Below are 23,062 nucleotides of genomic sequence, written 5' to 3'. Positions count from 1 at the left end.
CCGATTAGAATGAGATGAACAATGACAACCGCAAATTTGCAGCAGAAACGTCCTTTATATATTCCCTATGCGGGCAACGGCCTTTTAGAATTGCCTTTATTAAATAAAGGTTCTGCATTTTCAGAAGAAGAACGCACCCGTTTTAACTTGCATGGCTTAATTCCACATGCAATTGAAAATATTGAAGAACAAAGCCAGCGTTCGTATCAGCAATATTCTGCTTTTAGCGATGCCATCAACAAGCATATTTATTTGCGCAACATTCAGGACACCAATGAAACCCTGTTTTATCACCTGATTGAACAGCATTTGAGTGAAATGATGCCTATTATTTACACCCCAACTGTAGGCGAGGCATGTCAGCGTTTTTCCGATATTTACCGCCGTCATCGGGGTATTTTTATTTCCTATCCAGACCGTGCCCATATTGATGATATTGTACAAAACATCAATAAAAAGAATGTTAAAGTGATTGTGATTACCGATGGTGAGCGTATTTTAGGCTTGGGTGATCAGGGCATTGGCGGCATGGGTATTCCAATTGGAAAACTGTCTTTATATACAGCATGTGGCGGTATTAGTCCTGCCTATACCTTACCCATTACCTTAGATGTAGGCACCAATAACCCACAATTACTGAATGATCCGATCTATATGGGCTGGAATCAGCCACGTATTAGTGGTGAGGAATACTATCAATTTGTCGATCAGGTGATTGATGCGGTGAAACGCCGTTGGCCAAAGGCATTGATTCAGTTTGAAGATTTTGCTCAGAAAAATGCCATGCCCTTGCTGAATAAATATCGTGATCAGATTTGCTGTTTTAATGATGATATTCAGGGCACTGCTGCTGTATCTGTGGGCAGTTTAATTGCTGCATCACGTGCGGCAGGCAAGCAGCTGAAAGATCAAACCATTGCCTTTTTGGGCGCGGGTTCTGCAGGATGTGGTATTGCCGAGCAAATTGTGGCGCAAATGGTGGTGGAAGGCTTAAGCGATGCTGAAGCACGTGCTCGTGTGTATATGGTGGATCGTTTTGGCTTATTCACCAGCAATCAGCCAAACTTGCTCGATTTCCAACGTAAATTGGCACAAAGTCCTGACCGTGTTGCACATTGGGGCAATCCTGAAGGTGTGATTTCTCTGTTGGACGTCATTCAAAACGCCAAGCCAACGGTAGTGATTGGGGTTTCGGGGCAACCGGGTTTATTTACTGAAGAGGTGATTAAAACCTTGGCTGCCAATTGCGAGCGTCCAATTGTGTTGCCATTGTCAAACCCAACCTCACAAGTTGAAGCATTTCCTGCCGATATTTTGGAGTGGACTGAAGGCAAGGCCTTAATTGCAACAGGTAGCCCATTTGAGCCAGTGAACTATCAGGGCAAACTTTATAATATTTCCCAATGCAATAACTCGTATATTTTCCCAGGTATTGGCTTAGGGGTAATCGCTGCAGGGGCAACACGTGTGACAGACAGTATGTTAATTGCATCCAGTAATGCGCTGGCGGACTGCTCACCATTGTTGCAGGATCCAAATGCAGATTTATTGCCTGATTTAAATGAAATTCAGCAGGTGTCTAAATTTATTGCATTTAGAGTCGCAAAAGCAGCAATGGATGCAGGCGTTGCAGCTGTCATGAGTGATGAGGCATTACGAGAGGCAATTGAGGCTAATTTCTGGAAGCCTGAATATCGTGATTATAAACGTGTGACGTTTTAAGCAAAATTCATTCGTGTATTGTTAATGAAATAAGCCACAAGGCGTGCTATTGCACGCCTTGTTTTTATTTGGAATAGGATGGGGTTTGCGATGTGATTACTTGGAATTTAAGTCTTCAACTCACACTAAGCAATATAGTTCTGTTTTGGATTTAAATCGGCACAATTCAAAGGATTTAAGGCACATTGCAATTCATCAATTTGCTGCTCACTGACATAGCCTTGTCCAATCAGGTATTTTGCAACGTGGTCATCTCTCAGGCTTATAAACGCAGCATCGTACACGCCTAAATCGACAAATAAGGCTGCCGTTTCAAGACTGTTAAAACGGTCTAAATACACGTCATTGCCATACAGTAGAAAAATATGTTCAGTGGGTGCATGCGCATCGACTTTTAAGCGTTCTGCCAGCTCAAAAGGTGAGGTTTTAATGAACAGCAAATCGGACAATTCATCAAATTGAGCTGTATCGAGTTGTGCCTCATCTGTTTTGACTTTGCCTAACCATGCTTTAAAGACCAGTACCGCACCACCACGTAATAACATACTCCAAATATGCTGGCGGGTGCTTTGATCTAAGCCTTGCGCTTCTTGTTCCAAAACATCCAGTAATTGCTCCTCCTGTGCTGAAAGTTTGTTGAACAGACCTAAACCTTGTGGTTGATACGCCGCAGGGCGAAACACATCAAAATTGAGTTCTTCAAAGACTTGTAGGGCTAAGGGTACTGCGGTTTGATACAGGGTATTCAGCGCTTGTAGATGAGGAGCTTTGAGTTTGCTGTTTTGAAACAGACGATCCCAGTGAATTTCGGGCAATAGCGCATTTACGCCATATTGACGCTGTAGCTGCTGTGTTTGTTCTGCGAGCTGCTGTTCATGGTTCACGGTATTCATGAGATTCTTCCTAAAACGTGAAAACAGGTCGATCAACGCTTAATAGGGCAGGAAATTTGCTTGGATGTGGCTTGAAGATGAATGCGCTGATCATTTCTTGTACTTAGTTATGCGCGCAGAATAGTCAATAGATGTATAAGACTAAAGTCTAATGTATTGCAATGTGCTCAGAAAAGCCTTTACAAACTCGGCAATTAAAGAAATTGTAAGCAAGTTTGGGTGTATTTGCTTACGATCTTGTCAGACTTTGTCATAGCGAATCTGACCATGATATTTAATGTGAATTGTAGCGCATCAAAAGGCAGTGTTTTTGAAAACTTTGGTCAATGGGTGTTGTGCATCAGGCCAATGGCTGTGACACTTTACAGGCAATCTGTTATTTTTTGAGTGGTCTAGGGTTGCAGTTGGTAAAACAGCTTCAAGCCGCCACAAGACGGATATTGAATAGCTTTGCCTGCCTTGCACTTTAAACATGGCTTGAATCAAGCACAGTTTAAAGCGGGACAGACAAAGTTTTATTGCTATCAGCTGCCTGAAATTTTCAGTCCAGATAACCAAGAACGCAGCGATGCTGGTTTTAACGGTTTTTTCAGCAATACAATATTCAGCTCTTTTAAGCGCTGCGGCAATTCTGGGTCGGAGTCTGCTGTAATTAACGCCACAGGTACATCGGCTTGACGATGTTCCAGAATAAAATCTAAACCGATTTTATCGTCATTTAAGTGCTGATCGACCAACCAAACTTGAATGTGCTCACGTTGAATCAACTCAATTGCTTGTTCAGGTTCGGTGGCTTTAAATACGTGATAGCCCCATTTACTCAGCAGGGTCGCCATGCCTTCCAAAATGGTTTCATCATTGTCTAAACACAAAATTTTATAGGCTTTGGTTTTCAACGGCACCACTTGCACAGGTGCAGCCACTACTTTTGGAGCTTCGACAATCGGCACTTCAATCATAAAGCACGAGCCTTTGCCCAATTCCGAATAGACATGCACAGGGTAGTTCAGCAAACTGGTCATACGCTGCACAATCGCTAACCCAAGACCTAGACCTTGCTCACCCCAAGGCGACGTATGTCCGCAACGCTCAAATTCCTGAAACAGTTTAATACGTTGTTCTTCGGCAATACCCGGACCTGTATCCCACACCCCAATTCTAATATGTTGTGGATGTTCTGCAGAACGTAACACGCCCACGACCACACGCCCTTTGGCGGTATAGCGCAGCGCATTGCTGACAAAGTTTTGAATAATACGACGAATCCATTGTGGGTCGGTATCAATCCAGAACTGTACGTCATGCACACGGAATTCAATGCCACGTTGTGCCGCAATGGATTTAAATTGCAGGCTTAAATCGCTGAGTAAGTCATGCAGTGGATAAGCCTGACGTTTCGGCTGAATCGTACCGCCTTCCAAACGGGCAATATCCAACAAGGCCGAGAGCATACTTTCTGCACCATGCAGGGCACGATCCAGTTGTTGCAGGGTTTTACGGTCTTCATCGGACTGAATACTTTGCTCTAAAGCCGTACTGAATAAGCGCGCTGCATGCATTGGCTGTAATAAGTCATGACTGGCAGCGGCAATAAAGCGGCTTTTGGACATATTGGCTTTGTCGGCTTGTTCACGTGCCAATTGCTGTTCTGCCAAAGCATCGGCCAATTGTTGTGTGCGATCTTGTACCCGTGCTTCAAGTACGGCTTCGTTTTCACGGAAAGCGGTAATATCGGCAAAGGTGGTCACGAAACCACCGCCTTCAATTGGATTACCACGCATTTGAATTACACGACCATCTTTACGGATGCGTTCAAACTCGTGTGCACTGCCCATTTTCATCCAGTGAATACGTTTACGCACGTGTTCTTCAATTGAGCCCGGACCACATTCACCACGTTCTGCGTTATAGCGAATCAAATCGGCAATTGGGCACCCGACATAGACAATATCTTTAGGATAATCAAATAGTTTGAGATATTGATTATTCCATGCTACCAAACACATATTTTCATCTACCACACTCACGCCTTGGGTCATGTGGTCAATCATGGTCATGATTAGGTTTTGGTTAAAGCGTTGCCATTGTGAGGCTTGGTCAAGAATATTCGCAACTTGCCCTAAAGCGAGTCCGTTATTGACCATGGCAGTGGTGAGCAAAGTACGCGCAGATGCTGCACCAATGGTGCCTGCCAAATATTGTTCGGTAAAACGCCACCACATGCCGTTGGCATTGGCATTTTCATTCAGCACCACATTATTTTGCTGACTAAACTGCTCAAAGGCTTGTCGGGTTGGAGATTCGCCTGTAATGCGTTTTGCCAGTGTGATTAAATCGCCTACTTTTAAACGCGCGACATCCTGATGTGAATAGCTGACCTCGTTGCTCATGTTCTGAGTTGGCAAAGGCTTGGTTTCATAATAAAAGAAACTTTCGGCCTGAATCTGTTCTGCCACACTTGGGCGGAAAATACGTGACACCCAAACATATAACAAAATATTTAAACCGAGCGCCCAAACCACCCCATGTGTGAGCGGGGCAAAAGATTCAAAGCCAAGCAAGGCTTCAGGGCGTAACCAGTTGATGCCTAAAGGTCCCAGCAATAAAAATTCACGGGTAAACTCGCTGAACTGACTTGGCAGGCTGCGTAAAATAGTCGGAAGTAGCAGGGTATAGGCCCACATCGCAAATCCAACAATTAAGCCTGCATAAACGCCCTGTTTACTGCCACCACGCCAATATAACCCCCCAATCAGGGCAGGGGAGAACTGTGCCACTGCACTAAAGGCCAACAAGCCAAACACAGAAAGTTGATCAATATCGTTAAAGAAGTTGAAGAACAGGAAGCCGAGCAGCATCACCGCTAAAATACAAATGCGTCGGGTGAATTTCAGTACCAAAGGCAAGCGCTTGTCATGGCGTGAGAAAATGCCCATGCGCCACAAGGCAGGCATGATCAGGTCATTACTCAGCATGATCGACAGTGCTACTGAAGATACCAATAGCATGCCTGTTGAGGCGGAGAATCCTCCCAAGAACGCCAACAGCGTCAACCAGTCTTGGTTATAACTGAGTGGCAAAGACAAAACCGCTACATCTGGGATGGCTAAATATTGCGGAGCTGCGTGCAAGGCCCAACTGGCAATTGGAACAATCGCGATGGTGGTTAAAATCAGATAAACGGCAAACCAGCGACGCGCACCCCGAATATGTTTTTCATCGCGCAGTTCGACCACAGCAACGTGAAACTGACGCGGCAAACAAATAATCGCTAATGCCGCCAATAAGGTTTGCACCCAAAAGGTTTCAGGCACACCAAACAGCTGTACTTCATGGAAGGTAATTGAAACATCATTGGCAATTTGATGAATATTGTCAGGCGCTTCAAATACAAAGAAGAAGGCCACAGCCAGCAAGGCAAATAGTTTGACAAAGGACTCAAAGGCAACCGCAAGCATTAAGCCGCCGTGTTGTTCGGTATTGGCAATTTGTCGAGTACCAAACAGCATCGCCAAAATAGCCAATAAACCTGTCAGGAATAACACCGCATTGGTGGTACTTTCAACATTGGTGCTTTGATCTAAAACCACTGCGGCACTGAGCGCAATTGCGCGTAATTGCAAAGCCAAATACGGGATAATTGCAATCACCGCCAAAATTGTGACCAGTGATGCCAATGGCCCGCTTTTACCGTAACGTGCAGCAACAAAGTCAGCAATGGATGAAATGGCGTGGTGTTGTCGCACTCGACCTAAACGTCGCCAAATATCATAACCAACAGCGACAAACAGCAAAGGCCCTAAATAAATGGGTAAAAAAATGATCCCTTCACGAACGGCTGCGCCCGTTGCACCATAAAAAGTCCATGATGAACAGTACACCCCTAAAGTTAAGCTGAACATGAGCATGCGCCCACGTGTGCTTAAACGACTGGCGTGTTTTTCCCCATAGAAAGCACAGATAAAAAGTAATGCGATATAGAGGGCTAAAACCCCCATAATGAGCCAGCTGTTCATGATGCCTTAAAAGTATCGACAATAGGGCTATGATAGCCTATTCCATTGCCTTTGCGCTGAGGTTGATCATTTTTTTAGCGACCAAAGTCTAAATTGCAAATCGGCTCTAACATTGTTAATTTTAAGTTCGAAATAATTCGAATTAAAAATTTGCGCCTAAGGCAGGGCGCTTTAAGGAGCAGGTTATGGATGAGGTACAAGTAGAACGTATTCTACAAAACCCAAAATTCAAAGAAATGGTTCGCAGAAAAAGTAACCTAAGCTGGACATTAACAGCAATCATGTTGTTTGTGTACGTAGGTTTTATGCTTTTAGTGGGCTATAACAAAGAATTCTTATTGAGTTCAATTTCAGGTGGTGTGACGACTTGGGGTATTCCACTGGGTCTGGGCATTATCGTTTTATCTTTCATTTTATGTGCGGTTTACGCATCAATTGCGAATAGCAAACTTGACCAATTGAATGAAGAAGCGATGCGTGAAGTTGAAGCAATTACACATGAGAAAGGACCGCACTAAGATGAAATGGAATTCATTGAAAGCACTGGCTGTGTCTACTGTATTTATGTCAGGTATGGCATTTGCAGGACCAGATTTAGGTGCAGCAGAACAGCAGCCAACCAACTGGCCAGCAATTATTATGTTCTTGATTTTCGTTGGCGCAACTTTGTTCATTACTAAATGGGCAGCGAAGCAAACCACGAACACGAAGGACTTCTATACCGCAGGCGGTGGTATTTCTGGTTTCCAAAATGGTCTAGCGATTGCAGGTGACTATATGTCAGCAGCATCGTTCCTCGGTATTTCCGCAATGGTGTTTATGTCAGGCTTTGATGGCTTGCTATATTCACTAGGCTTCATGGTGGGCTGGCCAATTGTATTGTTCTTGATTGCTGAGCGTTTACGTAACTTAGGTAAATATAACCTTTCTGACGTGGTATCGTTCCGTCTAGCTGAAAAGCCAGTACGTACCCTTGCAGCATTCAGTTCACTTGTTGTAGTTGCGTTCTATCTGATTGCACAGATGGTAGGTGCGGGCCAGTTAATCAAACTACTCTTTGGTTTGAACTACAACCTTGCTGTAGTAATCGTGGGTCTACTCATGATGGCTTACGTAATGTTCGGTGGTATGTTGGCAACAACTTGGGTACAGATCATCAAAGCGGTGATGTTACTTTCAGGTGCAACTTTCATGGCCTTCATGGTAATGAAAGGTGTGGGCTTCAGCTTCACTAACATGTTCGAGCAATCAATCCAAGTATTCTCTAAAGTACATGACTTGAGCTTGGCAGATGCTGCAAACATTATGGGTCCTGGTAAGTTAGCCTCTAACCCAATTGATGCAATCTCGCTTGGTCTTGCATTAATGTTCGGTACTGCAGGTTTACCACATATCTTGATGCGTTTCTTCACTGTAAAAGATGCAAAAGAAGCGCGTAAATCAGTTGTAGTTGCTACAGGTTTCATTGGTTACTTCTACCTATTAACGTTCATCATTGGTTTTGGTGCGATCCTTTATGTATCAAACAACCCACAATTCCTTGATGTTGCGAAAATGGCAGTTACTGGCAAGTTAGAACTTGTTGGTGGTAACAACATGGCTGCGGTGCACTTGTCTGACGCAGTTGGCGGTGACTTGTTCATGGGCTTCATTTCAGCGGTAGCATTCGCAACAATTCTTGCGGTTGTAGCTGGTTTGACATTGTCTGGTGCTTCAGCAATCTCTCACGACTTGTATGCTAACGTATTCAAGAAAGGTCAAACGACTCCTGAATCTGAACTTCGCATGTCTAAAATTGCAACTTTAGGCTTAGCAATCTTCGCAATGATCTTGGGTATTCTTTTCGAGAAACAAAACGTTGCGTTCATGGTCGGTTTAGCATTCTCTGTAGCAGCATGTGCAAACTTCCCAGTACTTGTATTGTCTATGTTCTGGAGAGGCTTAACGACTCGCGGTGCAGTGATTGGTGGTGTAGCAGGCTTAGCTTCAGCAGTAACCTTGATTGTATTGTCTAAAGCAGTTTGGGTAGATACGCTTCAAATTTCTGACACACCAATCAACCCATTTAACGGTCCTGCGATCTTTGCAATGCCACTTTCATTCTTCTGCTGCTGGTTGTTCTCTATCACTGACAACTCTGCGCAAGCACAAGCTGAACGTAAAGCATTCGATGCACAGTTCGTACGCTCACAAACTGGTATTGGTATCTCTGGTGCATCTGACCACTAAGGTCTGAAACACCTCAAAAAAGTCCCAGCAATGGGACTTTTTTTATGGCTAAAATTTCGTGGATGATCTATCTAGCATCTAGGAGGGCTATTTCATCTAAAGCATAGAGAGGTTTTATATATGCAATTTTGATACAGAGTCCATGCATGCGGTGATCTGGCAGCATGTTATGTTAGAAATCAAAACAATAAAAAGGCAGCCGAGGCGTATGCAAGCACTACAAAATGTATGGAAAGGTTTTCGGATATTACCTTCGGCATGGCTGTTGTTTTTGCAGTTTGTGATTTTGCTACTTTCACTCTTTTCACATCACAACATGCCCTACAAAGTCATCACTTGGATGGTGGGGGTATTGGTGTTGCTGCTCATTGCCAAAGTGATTAGACAAACGCCAATGTTGAGTATTTTGGGGCTCAGTTTTGTTTATGCAGCTTTGTTCTTTTCATTCTTTATTTTATTGGGTGTGCGGCATTCTCTTATTTTGGTGATGAGTCATGCCTGTGAAGCTGCAGCCTATTTTAGCGCAGCCTATGGCTTATTGCGCTATATGTTCCATGACCGTTATTTAACCAAAGATGAGCTGTTTGCCGCTGCCGCAGTGTTTACTTTAATTGCTTGGGGTTTTGCTTTTTTATACAGCATTTGCCAGATTCTGATTCCAAATAGTTTTCAGAACCCGAATGTTACAGGTTTACAAAGCTGGTTGGATTTACTGTTTTTAAGTTTTAGTTTGCAGTCCGCGACAGGTTTATCCGACCTTATACCGATCAGCCCGGAAGCACGGGTGATTGCCATGTTGCAAATGTTCTGTGGGGTGATGTATTTGGCATTGATCGTGTCACGTTTAATCGCATTGCAGTACATTCGCCACTTACCGCATCATCACCATGATGATTCGGCTGAGTGAAATAGCAGTTCAAATTTTTCATGACATATTTCAGGCATAAAAAAGACGCTCAGATGAGCGTCTTTTTTAACTTCAGTGTCTAATGTGAAATTAGAAACGGAATTTAGCGTTTACACCAACAGTTTGAGTGTCAACAGCTTCGCCTACAGCATTCGCATTTACATAGCTAGCACCAACTGCAACTGCAGGAGTGATGAAGTAGTTTACGTTCGCGCCCCAAGCAGAATCGACAACAGAGTCAGCACTTGTTTCTACATAAGAAGCACCTACGCTAAGCGCTGGTGTTAAGTAAAGATCTGTTTTTAAGTTGTACATAGTGTCTTCACCATATACAAGACCAGCTTCAAAACCAACAGCCATATTGGTGCCGTCAATTGCACCTACGTACTTAGTACGTGCAGTGATTGCATCTTGGTCATAGTTTGGGTCTTCGCCAATTGAAAGTGATTCAAGAGCTGCTTTAGCAACACCATTAGAAAGAATGTTGAAAGCATCTAAAGAATACTGGTCTGCAACACTTGTATAACCAACAGCAACCAAAAAGTTAGGCGCAACGACTGCACCAAGTTCTAAGGCATAACGGTCGCCATTCTCGTTTGGTTCGCCAGTTTTATTGTCTGTGATAGTATGGCTATAAGATGCACTTGCATACGCTGGAACAAGTTTAGTTGGAACATACGCTTCAGCTTTAGCGCCATACACGTGCACAACGTCACGATTACCTGGTAGTTTGTCTTCACCATAGTTATATGCTAATGAGAAATTAGATGCTTGGTTTAAGAACGCAGCTTCAGCCAATGGACCTTTAGTCGCATCAACATTTTTGAAGTAGTAAGTACCTTGAAGGGCACCATAAAAGTCCTGATCGTTTACTGTATTGTCGATATATTCAGATTGACCTTGAACTTCGAATTGGTACGCTTGAGCACCGGTCATGGCTAATAATAATGCAGTGGCTAAACCGAGTTTTTTCATGATAGTTACCAGTTTTGTTAAAAATGGATGAAACATTGATCATTTTAGTGTAACAAATTATTAAGTCAATGAACTAAAAGGACTTTATTTAAGAATTAAGTCCAATTGACTTTGTTGTTTAAAAAATATTCAAATAAAATTTTTGCTGTCAACCTAAAAACTGTATGGATAACAAGTCGATATGTTCGTTTTTGCAACAAAAGTAGAAATAATAAGCAAAGCATTAATTGGATTAATCGATCAGTTTTATTGAAATTATCTTTAATAATAATTCTTGGAATGTGAAGAATAACGGAAAAATTCACCTGTTTTAGGGTGAAATCATGATATTTGGGTAAAAAACAAGCAATAAAGAAGGCTTGTTTAGACTGAATTTGAGTGGAATATTTGAATTAATGTGAGTTTAGTCACATTAAATTTTAATATTTGTATAAAAATAAATCAGACTGGTTGACTAGGCTTTACATAAACTGTGATTTATTTCATAATTCCACCATGAAGTCCTACTACTTAAGTCGGGTTTTTAAATTATGTGACTTATCTCATAATTTAACCATCAAATCCTAAGCTTGGTTCATCCAGTAGTGCGATCTGATTCTCCATAATTGTTTGCTTTTTATCTGCCCAACTTTCCCCAAGGTTGGGTTTTTTTTTGCATGTGAAAACGCAAATGGTTTTGAGAAAATTGCACCGATATGGTGCAGTATGAGGGTGTGATATGATCAAAACCCATAAAAAAATCCCAGTTTTCTTTCAAAAACTGGGATTTTTCGCCAAAATTTGCGGGTAAATTTAGTTTACTGCTGAGGAAAAACTAAACTCGCCCTAATGAGGTGCATTATGCACCCAAATGTTGCATCTGTAAAATATTTTCTGCATGCTGAAACATTATTTTTTGTATTTGTTGTTTTAAGCAAATGGGTCATGGGTATGCGCTTAGAAGTTTTCTTGAATAAGATGCTCTAGTTAGACAGGTTTAAAATATCAGATCCAATTTAGCTGTTATGATTTGGTGATAAAAACTAAATAATTCAAAATATAAGTGAATTAATTATCTTTTTTGTAAGTAATTTAAAGATTGCTCATGTAATATAGTCGCCGATTAAGTGATCAAGTCCACGATTTTGCACAGTTATAATGACGTAGGTAAAACTTAGCATGATGATGAAATTGCGCACAGAGCATATCAGTCAGCGACTGTTGATCTCGATGATCATTATTATCGTGTCATTGCTTTTTATTTGCGTTCCTCTGATGGTGAATAGTTATCAGAGTTATCAAAAAACAAAACGTGCTTTAATTGAAATTTCTGTATTAGGCAAAGTGGCTGAACTGACCAATAGTATTTCGCGTGAACGAGCACCTGCAAACAAAGTCATGTCGAGTTCAGCAGCTGAATTTCAGCAAAATTTACAAGAATTGAAAGCGTACCGTGCTGGCGTGGATCAACAAGTAGAACAGACCATCAATATTTTAAGAAAAGAAGGTTTTATTATCCATGCGCATCATTTATCGCATCAGTTAAAGACTGCTTTAGAACAAGGGCGTCAGGCGGTCGATGAATATGCAGCAACTCCACAGCATTTGCGTAGCTCTCAACAGATGGATCATGCGATTCAAAAAATGTTTGCGGCATGGGACAGTTCTCAGCATGTGCTGAAACACGTCATGCTCGATTCAGTGGCAAAAGACTCATCGGTATCGACCTATTATAGTGTGATTTTTGTTCTTTCAGATTTGCGTGATCAAGCGGGAAGGGTGGCATCCAATATTATTGCCGCGGTAACGTTTGCTGAAAAAATTCCTGAAACCAATTTGGCGAGCTCTTTGCAAACCCAACGCCAAGCTTATTATTTGTGGGATTTAATCCATACCATTTTGCCTGAAGCACATAAAATTCCTGAATATAATATTTTGCATAATCAATTAAAAAAGGAGTTTTTGGATGAGGGAATTCCTATCGTTAATCAATTGATTCAGCAAAGTATTCATGGACAACCTTATTCATTGACAGGTACTGAACTCACCCAAAAAATTGTGGATAAATTCAACACTGTGGTCAGTTTGCAGTCATTTATATTAGCGCACAGTTTGCAGGTTGCACACAAAGATTATCATCAGGCTCAGCGTACTTTTATTTTAACGCTAGTGGTGTCAATTATTTCGTTATTGGCTGCGATTTTCACTATGGTCTATGCGCGTTCGAAGGTCTTTATTCCCTTAATTCAGGCGCGCAGTCAAATTTTACGTTTGGCAGCTTATGAAGATGAAGCTCAAGGTACGCAAAATCCAGACAAGGTAACGCTCTTTGAGGCTATTCAAAAACTAAAACAACGCCTAGAGCAACGCGATATTTTAGAATTTCAGCTGCGTAATATTGCCAATACCGATGCCTTAACTGGTGTTTCCAACCGTTTGGCGCTTGAGGAATACATCAAATATTTAGAACATCGACCTGAAAAATTGAGCAAAACTGGTCTGATTATTATGGATGTGGATAAATTCAAACACATTAACGATACCTTCGGGCATGTGGTAGGTGACCAAGCTTTAAAATGTATTGCCGATACTCTCAAAGCGCATGTCCGTGCCTCAGACTTGGTGGTGCGTTATGGTGGCGATGAGTTTTTGGTTTTGATTGAGCAAATAGAATTTACTGAGGCGCTGTATTTGGCAGATAAATTGCGCTGCCATATTGTGAATCAAGAAATTTTTATTCCAGAACTGAATGATTATATTCAAGTGTCGGTCAGTGCTGGCGTGGCGGTGGGTGCTGCGTCATGGAGCAGATTGTTGGAAAAAGCCGATAAACACTTATTTAGAGCCAAAGCACGTGGGCGCAATGCCGTTGCTGGTGACTAAGTCACAGTAATTGATCCACGAGCATTTCCGAAGTGATAAAAAGCCTAGAGTGAAAGATTCAGCACAAGTTTGTGCTGAATCTGTATTTAAACTTGAATGGGCTTAAAAACTGAAATAATCTATTTTAGCCTTTTAACATCGGTTTTAAGAATTTTGCGGTATGTGAAATTTTAGATTTTGCGACAGTTTCAGGTGTGCCTTCGGCAATGATTTGTCCACCGCCTGCACCACCTTCAGGGCCTAAATCGACAATCCAGTCTGCAGTTTTAATCACATCTAGGTTGTGTTCAATCACCACAATGGTATTACCCTTGTTGCGTAGCTCATGCAGGATGTCGAGCAATTTGGCAATGTCATGGAAGTGCAAACCAGTGGTCGGTTCATCCAGTACATACAGGGTTTTGCCTGTATCTCGTTTGGCCAGTTCACGCGCCAGTTTTACGCGCTGTGCTTCACCGCCAGATAAAGTTGTAGCTGATTGACCAAGGCGGATATAACCCAAGCCAACCTGATTTAACGTTTCCAACCGACGATGAATCACAGGAATGGCATCAAAGAAATGCATGGCATCTTCAACGGTCATTTCCAAAACATCAGAAATATTGCGACCTTTATAACTGACTTCCAAAGTTTCGCGGTTATAGCGTTTACCATGACAGGCATCGCAAGGCACGTACATATCTGGCAAGAAGTGCATGGCAACTTTAATCATGCCATCACCCTCACAAGCTTCGCAGCGTCCACCTTTAACGTTAAAGGAGAAGCGTCCTGCTGCATAGCCACGTGCTTTAGCTTCAGGGGTTTGCGCAAACAGCTCACGAATTGGAGTGAACAAGCCTGTATAGGTCGCGGGGTTCGAGCGTGGCGTTCGCCCAATCGGGCTTTGGTCAATATCCACCACTTTATCTAAATATTGCAAACCATCAATCGAGTCGAATTTTTCTGCGGTTAATGTAGTTGCGCCATTTAATTGTGTTGCAGCCAAAGGCAATAAAGTGCGGTTAATTAAGGTCGATTTACCCGAGCCTGATACGCCAGTAACGCAAGTCATGACCCCTAAAGGTAGAGTCAGATCCACTTTTTTCAGGTTGTGTCCTGCGGCTCCCGTGAGTTTAATTTGTTGTTCAGGATGCGGTGGTTGGGTACGTTTTTTTGGTACTTCAATTTTTAACTTGCCCGATAAATATTGTCCTGTCAGTGAATCGGCATTTTCCGCCAGCTCTGCATAGGTGCCTTCGGCAATAATATGCCCGCCATGCACACCTGCACCTGGGCCAATATCAATAATATGATCGGCTGCACGGATGGCATCTTCATCATGCTCTACCACCAATACGGTATTGCCCAAGTCACGTAAACGAATCAGGGTTTCTAGCAATCGGTCATTGTCGCGTTGGTGTAAGCCAATAGAGGGTTCATCCAGCACATACATCACGCCCATGAGGCCTGCACCAATTTGCGATGCCAAACGGATGCGCTGTGCTTCGCCGCCAGACAGCGTTTCGGCAGAACGTGACAAACTTAAATAATTCAAACCTACCGACACTAAAAAATGTAAGCGCTCACGAATTTCTTTAAAGATTTTATCTGCCACTTCACCTTTGGCACCATCCAGATTCAGTCCTTGATAGTACTGCTCGGCATCACCAATTGACATTTGGGTAATTTGAGCAATAGTTTTGTCTTTCACACGGACATTACGAGAGATTTCATTTAAGCGTGAACCTCCGCAGGCATCACAGGCCGCATTAGATAAATACTGTGCCAAATCATCGCGTACATAATTACTTTCGGTTTCACGATAACGACGTTCTAAATGCGGCAACACACCTTCAAAAGCAATCACACGTTTATGATGGCGACCACGTTCATCGGTATAACTCAGGTCAATTTTGTCTTTGCCTGTACCGTACAGAAATTTCTTCTGGGTAGTGCTGTCAAGCTGATTCCACGCAGTTTCTAATGAAAGTTCATAATGTGCTGCGACTTTTTCTAGCATGCTGTAATAATAGGGACGCTGTCTGTCCCAACCGCGAATTGCACCCTGACTGATTGAAAGTTCAGGGTTTGGAATTAGTTTTTCTGCGCTGAAATGGCTACGTGTCCCCAAACCATCACAGGTTTGGCAGGCGCCAAAAGGGTTGTTAAATGAGAACAAACGTGGCTCAAGTTCAGCAACGGCACGATCACATTTTGGACATGAATGTTTGGCTGAAAAAATACGATCAGGCTGTTCGGCATTCATCCACGATAAAATGGCTAAATCGCCACCTAAACGCAGTGCCGTTTCAAAGCTTTCGGCAATACGGTTACCCAAATCATCTCGGACTTTAAAGCGGTCTACCACTACCTCAATCGTGTGTTTTTTCTTTTTGTCGAGTTCAGGCGGTGGGTCTATGTCCATGACTTCGCCATCCACTCGGGCACGTACAAAACCCTGACTTTGTAGCTGTTCAAACAGATGCACATATTCGCCTTTACGCTCACGAATCACCGGCGCGAGTAGCATTAAGGCAGTGCCTTCTTCCAGTGCTTTTACAGCATCGACCATTTCTGAAACAGTTTGCGCCACCATTGGTAAATCATGTTCAGGACAGTAGGGTGTGCCGACACGTGCATACAGTAAACGCAAATAGTCGTAAATTTCGGTAATGGTACCCACGGTTGAACGCGGGTTATGGCTGGTCGATTTCTGTTCAATGGCAATTGCGGGACTTAGACCTTCAATCGAGTCGACTTCAGGTTTTTCCATTTGCGATAAAAACTGGCGTGCGTATGCAGAAAGCGATTCGACATAACGACGCTGTCCTTCGGCATAAAGGGTATCAAACGCCAGTGAAGATTTTCCTGAACCAGATAAACCCGTAATTACCACAAATTTATCGCGTGGAATATCAAGGTTCACGTTTTTTAGGTTATGGGTACGTGCACCTCGAATACGGATATGACTTTGGCTCATAAAAACTTCTCGATATTTTGCAAATGAAAAACCTATATATGATAGCGCATGAAAATTGTTCAAGTGTTATTTTTCATGCTTTATCGGTCATGGCTTGTCGCACTGTATGGAGTGATCCCCATACGGTGCGTGAGGGCGGCCGTTAAGCTTGATCTAAACCCGGCCACTGACGTTGATGATAGGCGCTATCCCAGAATAACCATTCCAGTTCTGCGGCTTTGGTGTAAGCGTGGTGCATTTTTTCAAGGGTGTCGGCATCACAGCGCGCAGCAACACGGTCAATGGTTTGAATCACATTATTGACTGCAGTGTGGAATTCCTCGCCCGAATAGGTATCGACCCATGCCTGATACGGATTATTCGGTGCAGAATTATTGACGATATCTTTACCGACTTCGGCATAAATCCAGAAACATGGCAGTAGTGATGCCAATACCACAGGATAGCTTTCCGACCATGCAGTTGCGACTAAATAAGAGGTGTAGTGATGGCAGGCAAGGGTTAGCGGAGTACTTTCAAATTCCTGTTTGGAAATATCAAACTCCTGCATAAAGCTGTCATGTAAGGTACGTTCCACCACAATTGCAATTTTAGCAGCATCTGCAAACTGAATAATATCATCTGCATCAAAAGCTTTGGCCGCACAGACGGCCAGTGCGCGCCCGTAGGCAATTAAATAATGTGAATCTTGAATCACATAATGTGCAAAAGCAGCTTTACTTAAGGTGCCTTGTGCCAACTCCTGATTAAATGGTAAAGCGAGCGTCTTGTGATAAAGGGCAAGGTTACGTTGCCAAGCGTCTTGAGAAAAGCGCATCCTAAATTCCTAATATGTCGTTGCATTTCACTATAGCAGTTTGGGAATGAAAAACACGGTTTTCACGGTATCTGATCGGGAAACCAAAAATCATACGAAGAATTTTGCCGAAGTTGAGGAAAAAGCGTCATAATTGCAGCATAAAATTTTACATTCTCAGTTTTTGTCCGATTTAAAATTCGGGCAATTCAATTTTCAGAATTTTTGTATCTGTTAAAGCTTAATCAAAACTGTACTTTGCGTTGATGGTACAGATTCGGCAGATGAAAAGTTCAGATCAAAATATAGTGATAGGTCGTTTCTCATGATGAAACATTTTGGTTTCTCAATCGTATTTTCGATTGTGTGTCTTGCGCTATCTGCATACTGGGGCTATACCCATGGCCCAGAAGCAGGTGTGCAAACCATGCTTACCGCACTAACCATTACCGCAATTTTGGCGATTATGGAAGTGTCGTTGTCGTTTGATAACGCGGTGGTGAATGCGTCAGTGCTGCGCGGTTGGGATCATTTCTGGAAAATGCTGTTTTTAACCGTGGGGATTATCATTGCAGTTTTTGGTATGCGTTTAATTTTCCCTGTGGTCATTGTGGCGGTCACTGCCGATATGGGCATGATGGAAGTGGTGCAACTGGCATTGAATGATCCGAAGCAATATTCGGCTAAACTGATGGCACATCACCCTGAAATTGCTGCTTTTGGTGGCGCATTCTTGTTGATGGTTTTCCTAAACTTTTTCTTGGATGATGAAAAAGACACGCACTGGTTTAGATGGTTTGAGCGTCGTTTGAGCAATCTGGCAAGCGTGCCTGCCATGTCGGTATTTTTGGCCTTAGTGACTTTGTTAATCATGGCGGCCAATGTGGTGGAAGATAAGCGCCTTGTGGTGACGATGGCGGGTATTTGGGGCATCGTGATTTATATTGGCGTACAAGTGCTGAGTCACATGTTGGGCGGTGAACCAGAGGTCGATGAACAGGGCAATGCTGTGCGTCATGACGAAAATGGCGTACCGACAGGCGTGGTGAAAGCGGGTATTGGGGGCTTTTTATATCTGGAAGTGCTAGATGCCTCGTTCAGTTTTGATGGTGTCATTGGTGCATTTGCAATCACCTCTGATGTGGTGATCATCATGTTAGGCTTGGCGATTGGTGCAATTTTCGTGCGTTCGATGACGATTTATTTAGTCGAAAAAGGCACGTTGGATGCCTATATTTACCTTGAACACGGTGCGCACTATGCGATTGGTGCGTTGGCCTTTATTATGATTGCCAGCGGTACAGGCTTGCATGTGCCAGAAGTGGTGACAGGTTTAATTGGTGTTGCCTTTATTGTTTGGGCGGTGATTGCATCTATTCAATTTAAAAAACGTCAGGCAAAAGCGGGTTAATGCTATGGTGATGCCCGTTGCTGTATTGCCGCGAAATCACAGAGCAATACGGTGATGAAGACTGTATAAAATATAAATTTGGGTGCACAACGTTGCGCCCTTTTTTATTGAAAAAGTAGGGTCTGTTGAATAAACATCGGGAAAAATCAGCATCCTTAAGCTGAATGTTGTAGGATATCTGCAAATTCAAAATTATTTAGTTTTAGTCGATTGATATGATGAATGCCTTAGAACGCCGCTCGACCTTTGCTTTAAGCAGTATTTTTGCATTGCGCATGTTGGGTCTGTTCATGATTATTCCTGTATTTTCAGTAGCAGGGCAGTCATATCAATACTCAACTCCTGCACTGATTGGTCTTGCCGTTGGTGTTTATGGACTCACCCAAGCCATTTTACAAATTCCGTTTAGCTTAATTGCAGACCGTTATAGCCGTAAGCCATTGGTGGTTTTTGGCTTATTACTGTTTGCTTTGGGTGGTGCAATTGCAGCCATGTCTGACACCATTTATGGCGTGATTATTGGTCGTGCCATTGCAGGTGGTGGCGCAGTATCTGCCGTGGTGATGGCATTACTGGCCGATGTGACCCGCGAAGAAAACCGCATGAAAGCCATGGCGGTGATGGGGATGAGTATCGGTATGTCCTTTGTGGTGGCCTTTAGTTTAGGGCCATGGCTTACGGGCTGGGTTGGTATTTCAGGGTTATTTTGGGTCACCACAGTGATGGGACTAGCAGCGATTCTCATGTTGTTATTGGTGCCTAAAGTCACGCGTCATCATCGTAATTTTCAGCAAGGCTATATCACTCAGTTAAAGCAAGTCCTGAAAATGGGCGATTTAAACCGTCTGCATGTATCGGTATTTACCCTACATTTATTGCTGACTGCCATGTTTATTTATGTGCCTTCGCAATTAATCCAATTTGCCGATATTCCTTTGCAGCATCATGGTTGGGTGTATTTGCCATTGTTGTTGGTCAGTCTGTTCGTGGCATTTCCAAGCATTGTTTTGGCAGAAAAATATCGCAAAATGCGTGGCATTTTCCTGACCGCGATTGCAGGTATTATTTTAGGGCTGTTGGTGCTGATTTTCGGGTTTGAATCGAAATACATCCTTTTATTGGGTTTGGGTTTATTCTTTATTGCCTTTAACGTTATGGAAGCCTTATTACCTTCGTGGTTGTCAAAGGCTGCACCAATTCAATCTAAAGCCACCGCGATGGGTGTAAATGCCAGCAGTCAGTTTTTGGGTGCATTCTTTGGTGGGATGATTGGCGGACAATTATTGATGCTCAACCACACCGCAATGGGTTGGAGTATTTTGACCGCGATTGCTATAATTTGGCTATTCGTTAGTTTTGGATTGGCGCAGCCGCGCTATCTTTCGTCTTTGGTGTTGCGTTTGCCTGAGAACCGAGAAACAGATGAATGGACTTCTCAACTTTTGGCAATTCGTGGTATTGAAGAGGTCGTGGTGATGTCTGACCAGCAAGTGGCTTATGTGAAAGTGGATAAACAGCAAATTGATGATGCTGCGCGACAACAATTAACGCACTTGTTGGGGAAAGAGGTAGCCATTTAAGCATAACTCTTATAAAGTAAATAATAGAAACAAATAGGAAGAAAACGTCTAATGCGTGGTGTAAATAAAGTCATTTTAGTGGGTACTTTAGGTCGTGATCCTGAAACAAAAACTTTCCCAAATGGTGGTTCTCTCACTCAATTTTCTATCGCAACCAGTGATGTCTGGACAGACAAAAACACAGGTGAGCGTAAAGAGCAAACAGAGTGGCATCGCATTGTTTTACATAACCGTTTAGGCGAGATTGCACAGCAATATTTACGCAAAGGTTCTAAAGTATATATTGAAGGTTCATTGCGTACGCGTCAGTGGACAGACCAAAATGGTCAAGAGCGTTACACCACTGAAATTCGTGGCGATCAAATGCAAATGCTCGACTCTGCTAACCGTGGACAATCTGACCAGCAAGATGGTGGCTTTGCTCAACCACGTTTTAACAATAACCAAGGCGGTTATGGCAATCAGAACCAAGCTCCAGCCACAGGTTATGCGAATCAAAATCAAGGCGGTTTTAACCAAAATCAGGGTGGTGGCTATGCCAACAATAACCCAAGTGGTTTTGCACCGAAGCCACAAGCTGCGCCTGCAACCGCACCTGCAGATTTAGATGATGATTTGCCGTTTTGAGACATACTAGAGATAGCCATTTGATTCAAAATGGAAAATCATCATCCAAACCCTTTGTTTCGACAAAGGGTTTTTTATGCAGATATTTAGCAAATATCTATTTTCTCGATTAAATTTCAAACTATGATAGGATTTATAATTCATAAATCCGATTATTTTTATAAAAAAACACTGTTTTACCGATTCTTTCGATTTTCGTATTCTAGCTACACAAGATAAGCAATCCCCGAAACGAATTGAGGAGTCATCCATGAGTTTAATCAATACCCAAGTCAAAGCATTTAACGCAACCGCTTACCACAATGGTCAATTTATTGACGTATCTGAGCAAGACTTTATTGGTAAATGGTCAGTGGTGTTTTTCTACCCTGCAGATTTCACCTTTGTTTGCCCAACTGAACTTGCCGATTTAGCCGATCAATATGCTGAATTCCAAAAAATGGGTGTGGAAATTTACTCAGTATCTACAGACACACACTTTACCCATAAAGCATGGCACGACACCTCAGAAGAAATTAAAAAGATTCAATATCCAATGATTGGCGACCCAACTTGGACATTGTCTAAAAACTTTGAGGTGCTGATTGAAGCAGAAGGTTTGGCAGATCGTGGTACTTTCGTGATTGACCCTGAAGGTAAAATCCAAATTGTAGAAATCAATGCAGGCGGTATTGGTCGTGACGCGCAAGAGTTGTTGCGTAAAGTAAAAGCAGCGCAATATGTGCATGCACACCCTAGCGAAGTTTGCCCTGCCAAGTGGAAAGAAGGCGATGCAACCCTAGCACCATCTATTGATTTGGTGGGTAAAATCTAATCGAATCATCGCACTCAATTTTAAAAATCCAGAACCTCGCTTCTGGATTTTTTATGCTCATGATTTGTTTAACCATGTATAAGTTTCAGCAAGATTATTCCATTCTTGCAATGCTGTATGCCAAATTTGCACTAGGTTGTGGTGCGATGAGCGATTAAGATCAAAACATCTATTCTCCTAGCAATAGGTGTAACACATGAAAAAAATAATCGGTTTATATCGCAACCAAAACATGCATTGGGTGGGCAATGGTTTTCCAGTCAAAAATCTATTTTCTTATGACCGTTTAGGGCAGGCGATCAGTCCATTTTTACTCTTGGATTATGCAGCGCCGTATCATTTTGATGCGACTACCGCACAACATGGTGTTGGTTCGCATCCACATCGCGATTTTGAAACGGTGACGCTTGCCTATCGGGGCGAAGTGACGCATAAAGATTCGGCAGGTGGTGGTGGCACCATCAAAACAGGCGATGTGCAGTGGATGACAGCAGGTGCGGGTGTGGTGCATGAGGAATTTCACTCCAAAGACTATGCAGCACAAGGCGGATTGTTTGAAATGGTGCAGCTTTGGGTGAATTTGCCTGCCGCAGACAAAATGACATCGCCACGTTATCAAGCCATTGAATCTCAAAATATTCCGAAAATTGAGTTTGAAAATCAGGCGGGGCATTTACGCATTATTGCAGGTCAGTACGCAGAGCAATCTGGGCCTGCCAGCACCTTTAGCCCTGTCAATGTTTGGGATGGGCAACTGAAAGCTGCACAGACCCAAGCGCTGCATGTGCCGGTAGATCACAATACTTTATTGGTGGTGTTGGCAGGTGAAGTGCGGGTCAATGGCAGTCAACTTGTGCAAGATCACTCAGTGGTGTTATTTGCTCAAGATGGCGAAGCGTTAATTCAGCTTGAAGCACTGCAAGATACGCAATTTTTAGTGCTGACAGGCAAGCCATTAAATGAACCTATTCAAGGCTATGGTCCATTTGTCATGAATACCAAGCAGGAAATCATTCAAGCTTTTGAAGATTTTAATCAAGGCAAGTTTGGTGAAATTCCGATTCAACATCAAGCGGGTTAAGCTTTAAAAAATCTTAGCCAAGAAAAAAGCCTCATGTCGATGTCCCGACTGAGGCTTTTGTTATTCTGGCGCTGTCAAATTTCTAGTTTTAGCGGATTGATCATATTCTTTATGATAATTATTTGTGATTTAGTTATTAATTTTGTGCCTACTATCATAGCGTTTAGAGATTTATTTGTAAAACGAAAAT

15 protein-coding genes are annotated in these 23,062 nt (G+C 42.7%); 10 read left to right on the top strand and 5 right to left on the bottom strand.

Going from position 1 to position 23,062, the window contains the following annotated elements; all coding sequences use genetic code 11:
* Positions 1-21: 21 nt before the first annotated feature.
* The gene (locus FTV52_RS08785) at positions 22-1,722 is read left to right on the top strand and encodes an NAD-dependent malic enzyme (protein ID WP_179990594.1); all 1,701 of its coding nucleotides are present in this window, start codon (positions 22-24) and stop codon (positions 1,720-1,722) included.
* A gap of 125 nt (positions 1,723-1,847) precedes the next feature.
* Here FTV52_RS08785 and FTV52_RS08780 read toward each other — a convergent pair whose 3' ends face one another.
* Together FTV52_RS08780 and FTV52_RS08775 are read right to left on the bottom strand one after the other, a co-directional pair.
* The gene (locus tag FTV52_RS08780; RefSeq protein WP_096902222.1) at positions 1,848-2,615 is read right to left on the bottom strand and encodes a hypothetical protein; all 768 of its coding nucleotides are present in this window, start codon (positions 2,613-2,615) and stop codon (positions 1,848-1,850) included.
* Positions 2,616-3,139: 524 nt separating this feature from the next.
* Positions 3,140-6,631 carry a PAS domain-containing hybrid sensor histidine kinase/response regulator gene (locus tag FTV52_RS08775; protein ID WP_154321180.1) on the bottom strand — a complete coding sequence of 1,164 codons (3,492 nt, stop codon included), beginning with the start codon at positions 6,629-6,631 and terminating at the stop codon, positions 3,140-3,142.
* A 185-nt stretch (positions 6,632-6,816) separates the two neighbouring features.
* On the opposite strand from FTV52_RS08775, the gene FTV52_RS08770 reads away from it, so the two are divergent.
* The 3 genes from FTV52_RS08770 (at position 6,817) to FTV52_RS08760 (ending at position 9,767) form a co-directional block, all read left to right on the top strand.
* A complete protein-coding gene (locus tag FTV52_RS08770; protein WP_179990591.1) occupies positions 6,817-7,149 on the top strand; it encodes a DUF485 domain-containing protein in 333 nt (110 codons plus the stop codon).
* 1 nt (position 7,150) lies between these two features.
* Entirely contained in the window at positions 7,151-8,860 is a 1,710-nt protein-coding gene (locus tag FTV52_RS08765; RefSeq protein WP_179990589.1) for a cation acetate symporter, read from the top strand.
* A gap of 208 nt (positions 8,861-9,068) precedes the next feature.
* Entirely contained in the window at positions 9,069-9,767 is a 699-nt protein-coding gene (locus tag FTV52_RS08760) for an ion channel (protein WP_179990587.1), read from the top strand.
* Between the two features lie 90 nt (positions 9,768-9,857).
* On the opposite strand, the gene omp33-36 is transcribed toward FTV52_RS08760, so the two are convergent.
* A complete protein-coding gene (omp33-36, locus tag FTV52_RS08755; protein ID WP_257221709.1) occupies positions 9,858-10,778 on the bottom strand; it encodes a porin Omp33-36 in 921 nt (306 codons plus the stop codon).
* Between the two features lie 1,125 nt (positions 10,779-11,903).
* Here omp33-36 and FTV52_RS08750 point away from each other — a divergent pair.
* The gene (locus FTV52_RS08750) at positions 11,904-13,604 is read left to right on the top strand and encodes a GGDEF domain-containing protein (RefSeq protein ID WP_179990628.1); all 1,701 of its coding nucleotides are present in this window, start codon (positions 11,904-11,906) and stop codon (positions 13,602-13,604) included.
* Positions 13,605-13,728: 124 nt separating this feature from the next.
* On the opposite strand, the gene uvrA is transcribed toward FTV52_RS08750, so the two are convergent.
* Together uvrA and tenA are read right to left on the bottom strand one after the other, a co-directional pair.
* Positions 13,729-16,563 carry an excinuclease ABC subunit UvrA gene (uvrA, locus tag FTV52_RS08745; RefSeq protein ID WP_179990584.1) on the bottom strand — a complete coding sequence of 945 codons (2,835 nt, stop codon included), beginning with the start codon at positions 16,561-16,563 and terminating at the stop codon, positions 13,729-13,731.
* A gap of 142 nt (positions 16,564-16,705) precedes the next feature.
* Positions 16,706-17,380 (bottom strand): thiaminase II, encoded by a 675-nt coding sequence (tenA, locus tag FTV52_RS08740; RefSeq protein WP_004970198.1) that lies wholly within the window; start codon positions 17,378-17,380, stop codon positions 16,706-16,708.
* A gap of 304 nt (positions 17,381-17,684) precedes the next feature.
* Here tenA and FTV52_RS08735 point away from each other — a divergent pair, with 304 nt between their 5' ends.
* From FTV52_RS08735 to FTV52_RS08715, 5 genes are all read left to right on the top strand, one after another.
* A complete protein-coding gene (locus FTV52_RS08735) occupies positions 17,685-18,770 on the top strand; it encodes a DUF475 domain-containing protein (protein ID WP_004970195.1) in 1,086 nt (361 codons plus the stop codon).
* A gap of 215 nt (positions 18,771-18,985) precedes the next feature.
* On the top strand, positions 18,986-20,350 hold the full coding sequence (locus tag FTV52_RS08730; RefSeq protein ID WP_179990582.1) for an MFS transporter: 1,365 nt from the start codon (positions 18,986-18,988) through the stop codon (positions 20,348-20,350).
* Between the two features lie 51 nt (positions 20,351-20,401).
* Complete coding sequence (gene ssb, locus FTV52_RS08725) at positions 20,402-20,977, top strand: single-stranded DNA-binding protein (protein ID WP_096902231.1); 576 nt, start codon at positions 20,402-20,404, stop codon at positions 20,975-20,977.
* A gap of 250 nt (positions 20,978-21,227) precedes the next feature.
* Complete coding sequence (ahpC, locus tag FTV52_RS08720; protein ID WP_004970191.1) at positions 21,228-21,791, top strand: alkyl hydroperoxide reductase subunit C; 564 nt, start codon at positions 21,228-21,230, stop codon at positions 21,789-21,791.
* A 196-nt stretch (positions 21,792-21,987) separates the two neighbouring features.
* Positions 21,988-22,872: a pirin family protein gene (locus tag FTV52_RS08715; RefSeq protein ID WP_179990580.1), complete on the top strand. Its 885-nt coding sequence runs from the start codon at positions 21,988-21,990 to the stop codon at positions 22,870-22,872.
* Positions 22,873-23,062: the final 190 nt, after the last annotated feature.

Origin of the sequence: Acinetobacter sp. YH1901141 (assembly GCF_013416935.1) — a bacterium.
Taxonomy (GTDB): Bacteria; Pseudomonadota; Gammaproteobacteria; order Pseudomonadales; family Moraxellaceae; genus Acinetobacter; species Acinetobacter towneri.
The sequence above is the reverse complement of the archived record's forward strand: the minus strand, read 5'-3'. Positions and strand labels throughout refer to the sequence as shown.

Coding starts and splice junctions, on each gene's coding strand:
- ssb (WP_096902231.1), top strand. CDS start 20,402: ATGCGTGGTGTAAATAAAGTCATTTTAGTGGGTACTTTAGGTCGTGAT.
- FTV52_RS08735 (WP_004970195.1), top strand. CDS start 17,685: ATGATGAAACATTTTGGTTTCTCAATCGTATTTTCGATTGTGTGTCTT.
- ahpC (WP_004970191.1), top strand. CDS start 21,228: ATGAGTTTAATCAATACCCAAGTCAAAGCATTTAACGCAACCGCTTAC.
- FTV52_RS08770 (WP_179990591.1), top strand. CDS start 6,817: ATGGATGAGGTACAAGTAGAACGTATTCTACAAAACCCAAAATTCAAA.
- FTV52_RS08750 (WP_179990628.1), top strand. CDS start 11,904: ATGATGAAATTGCGCACAGAGCATATCAGTCAGCGACTGTTGATCTCG.
- FTV52_RS08780 (WP_096902222.1), bottom strand. CDS start 2,615: ATGAATACCGTGAACCATGAACAGCAGCTCGCAGAACAAACACAGCAG.
- FTV52_RS08715 (WP_179990580.1), top strand. CDS start 21,988: ATGAAAAAAATAATCGGTTTATATCGCAACCAAAACATGCATTGGGTG.
- uvrA (WP_179990584.1), bottom strand. CDS start 16,563: ATGAGCCAAAGTCATATCCGTATTCGAGGTGCACGTACCCATAACCTA.
- FTV52_RS08765 (WP_179990589.1), top strand. CDS start 7,151: ATGAAATGGAATTCATTGAAAGCACTGGCTGTGTCTACTGTATTTATG.
- FTV52_RS08760 (WP_179990587.1), top strand. CDS start 9,069: ATGCAAGCACTACAAAATGTATGGAAAGGTTTTCGGATATTACCTTCG.
- FTV52_RS08730 (WP_179990582.1), top strand. CDS start 18,986: ATGATGAATGCCTTAGAACGCCGCTCGACCTTTGCTTTAAGCAGTATT.
- omp33-36 (WP_257221709.1), bottom strand. CDS start 10,778: ATGTTTCATCCATTTTTAACAAAACTGGTAACTATCATGAAAAAACTC.
- tenA (WP_004970198.1), bottom strand. CDS start 17,380: ATGCGCTTTTCTCAAGACGCTTGGCAACGTAACCTTGCCCTTTATCAC.
- FTV52_RS08785 (WP_179990594.1), top strand. CDS start 22: ATGACAACCGCAAATTTGCAGCAGAAACGTCCTTTATATATTCCCTAT.
- FTV52_RS08775 (WP_154321180.1), bottom strand. CDS start 6,631: ATGAACAGCTGGCTCATTATGGGGGTTTTAGCCCTCTATATCGCATTA.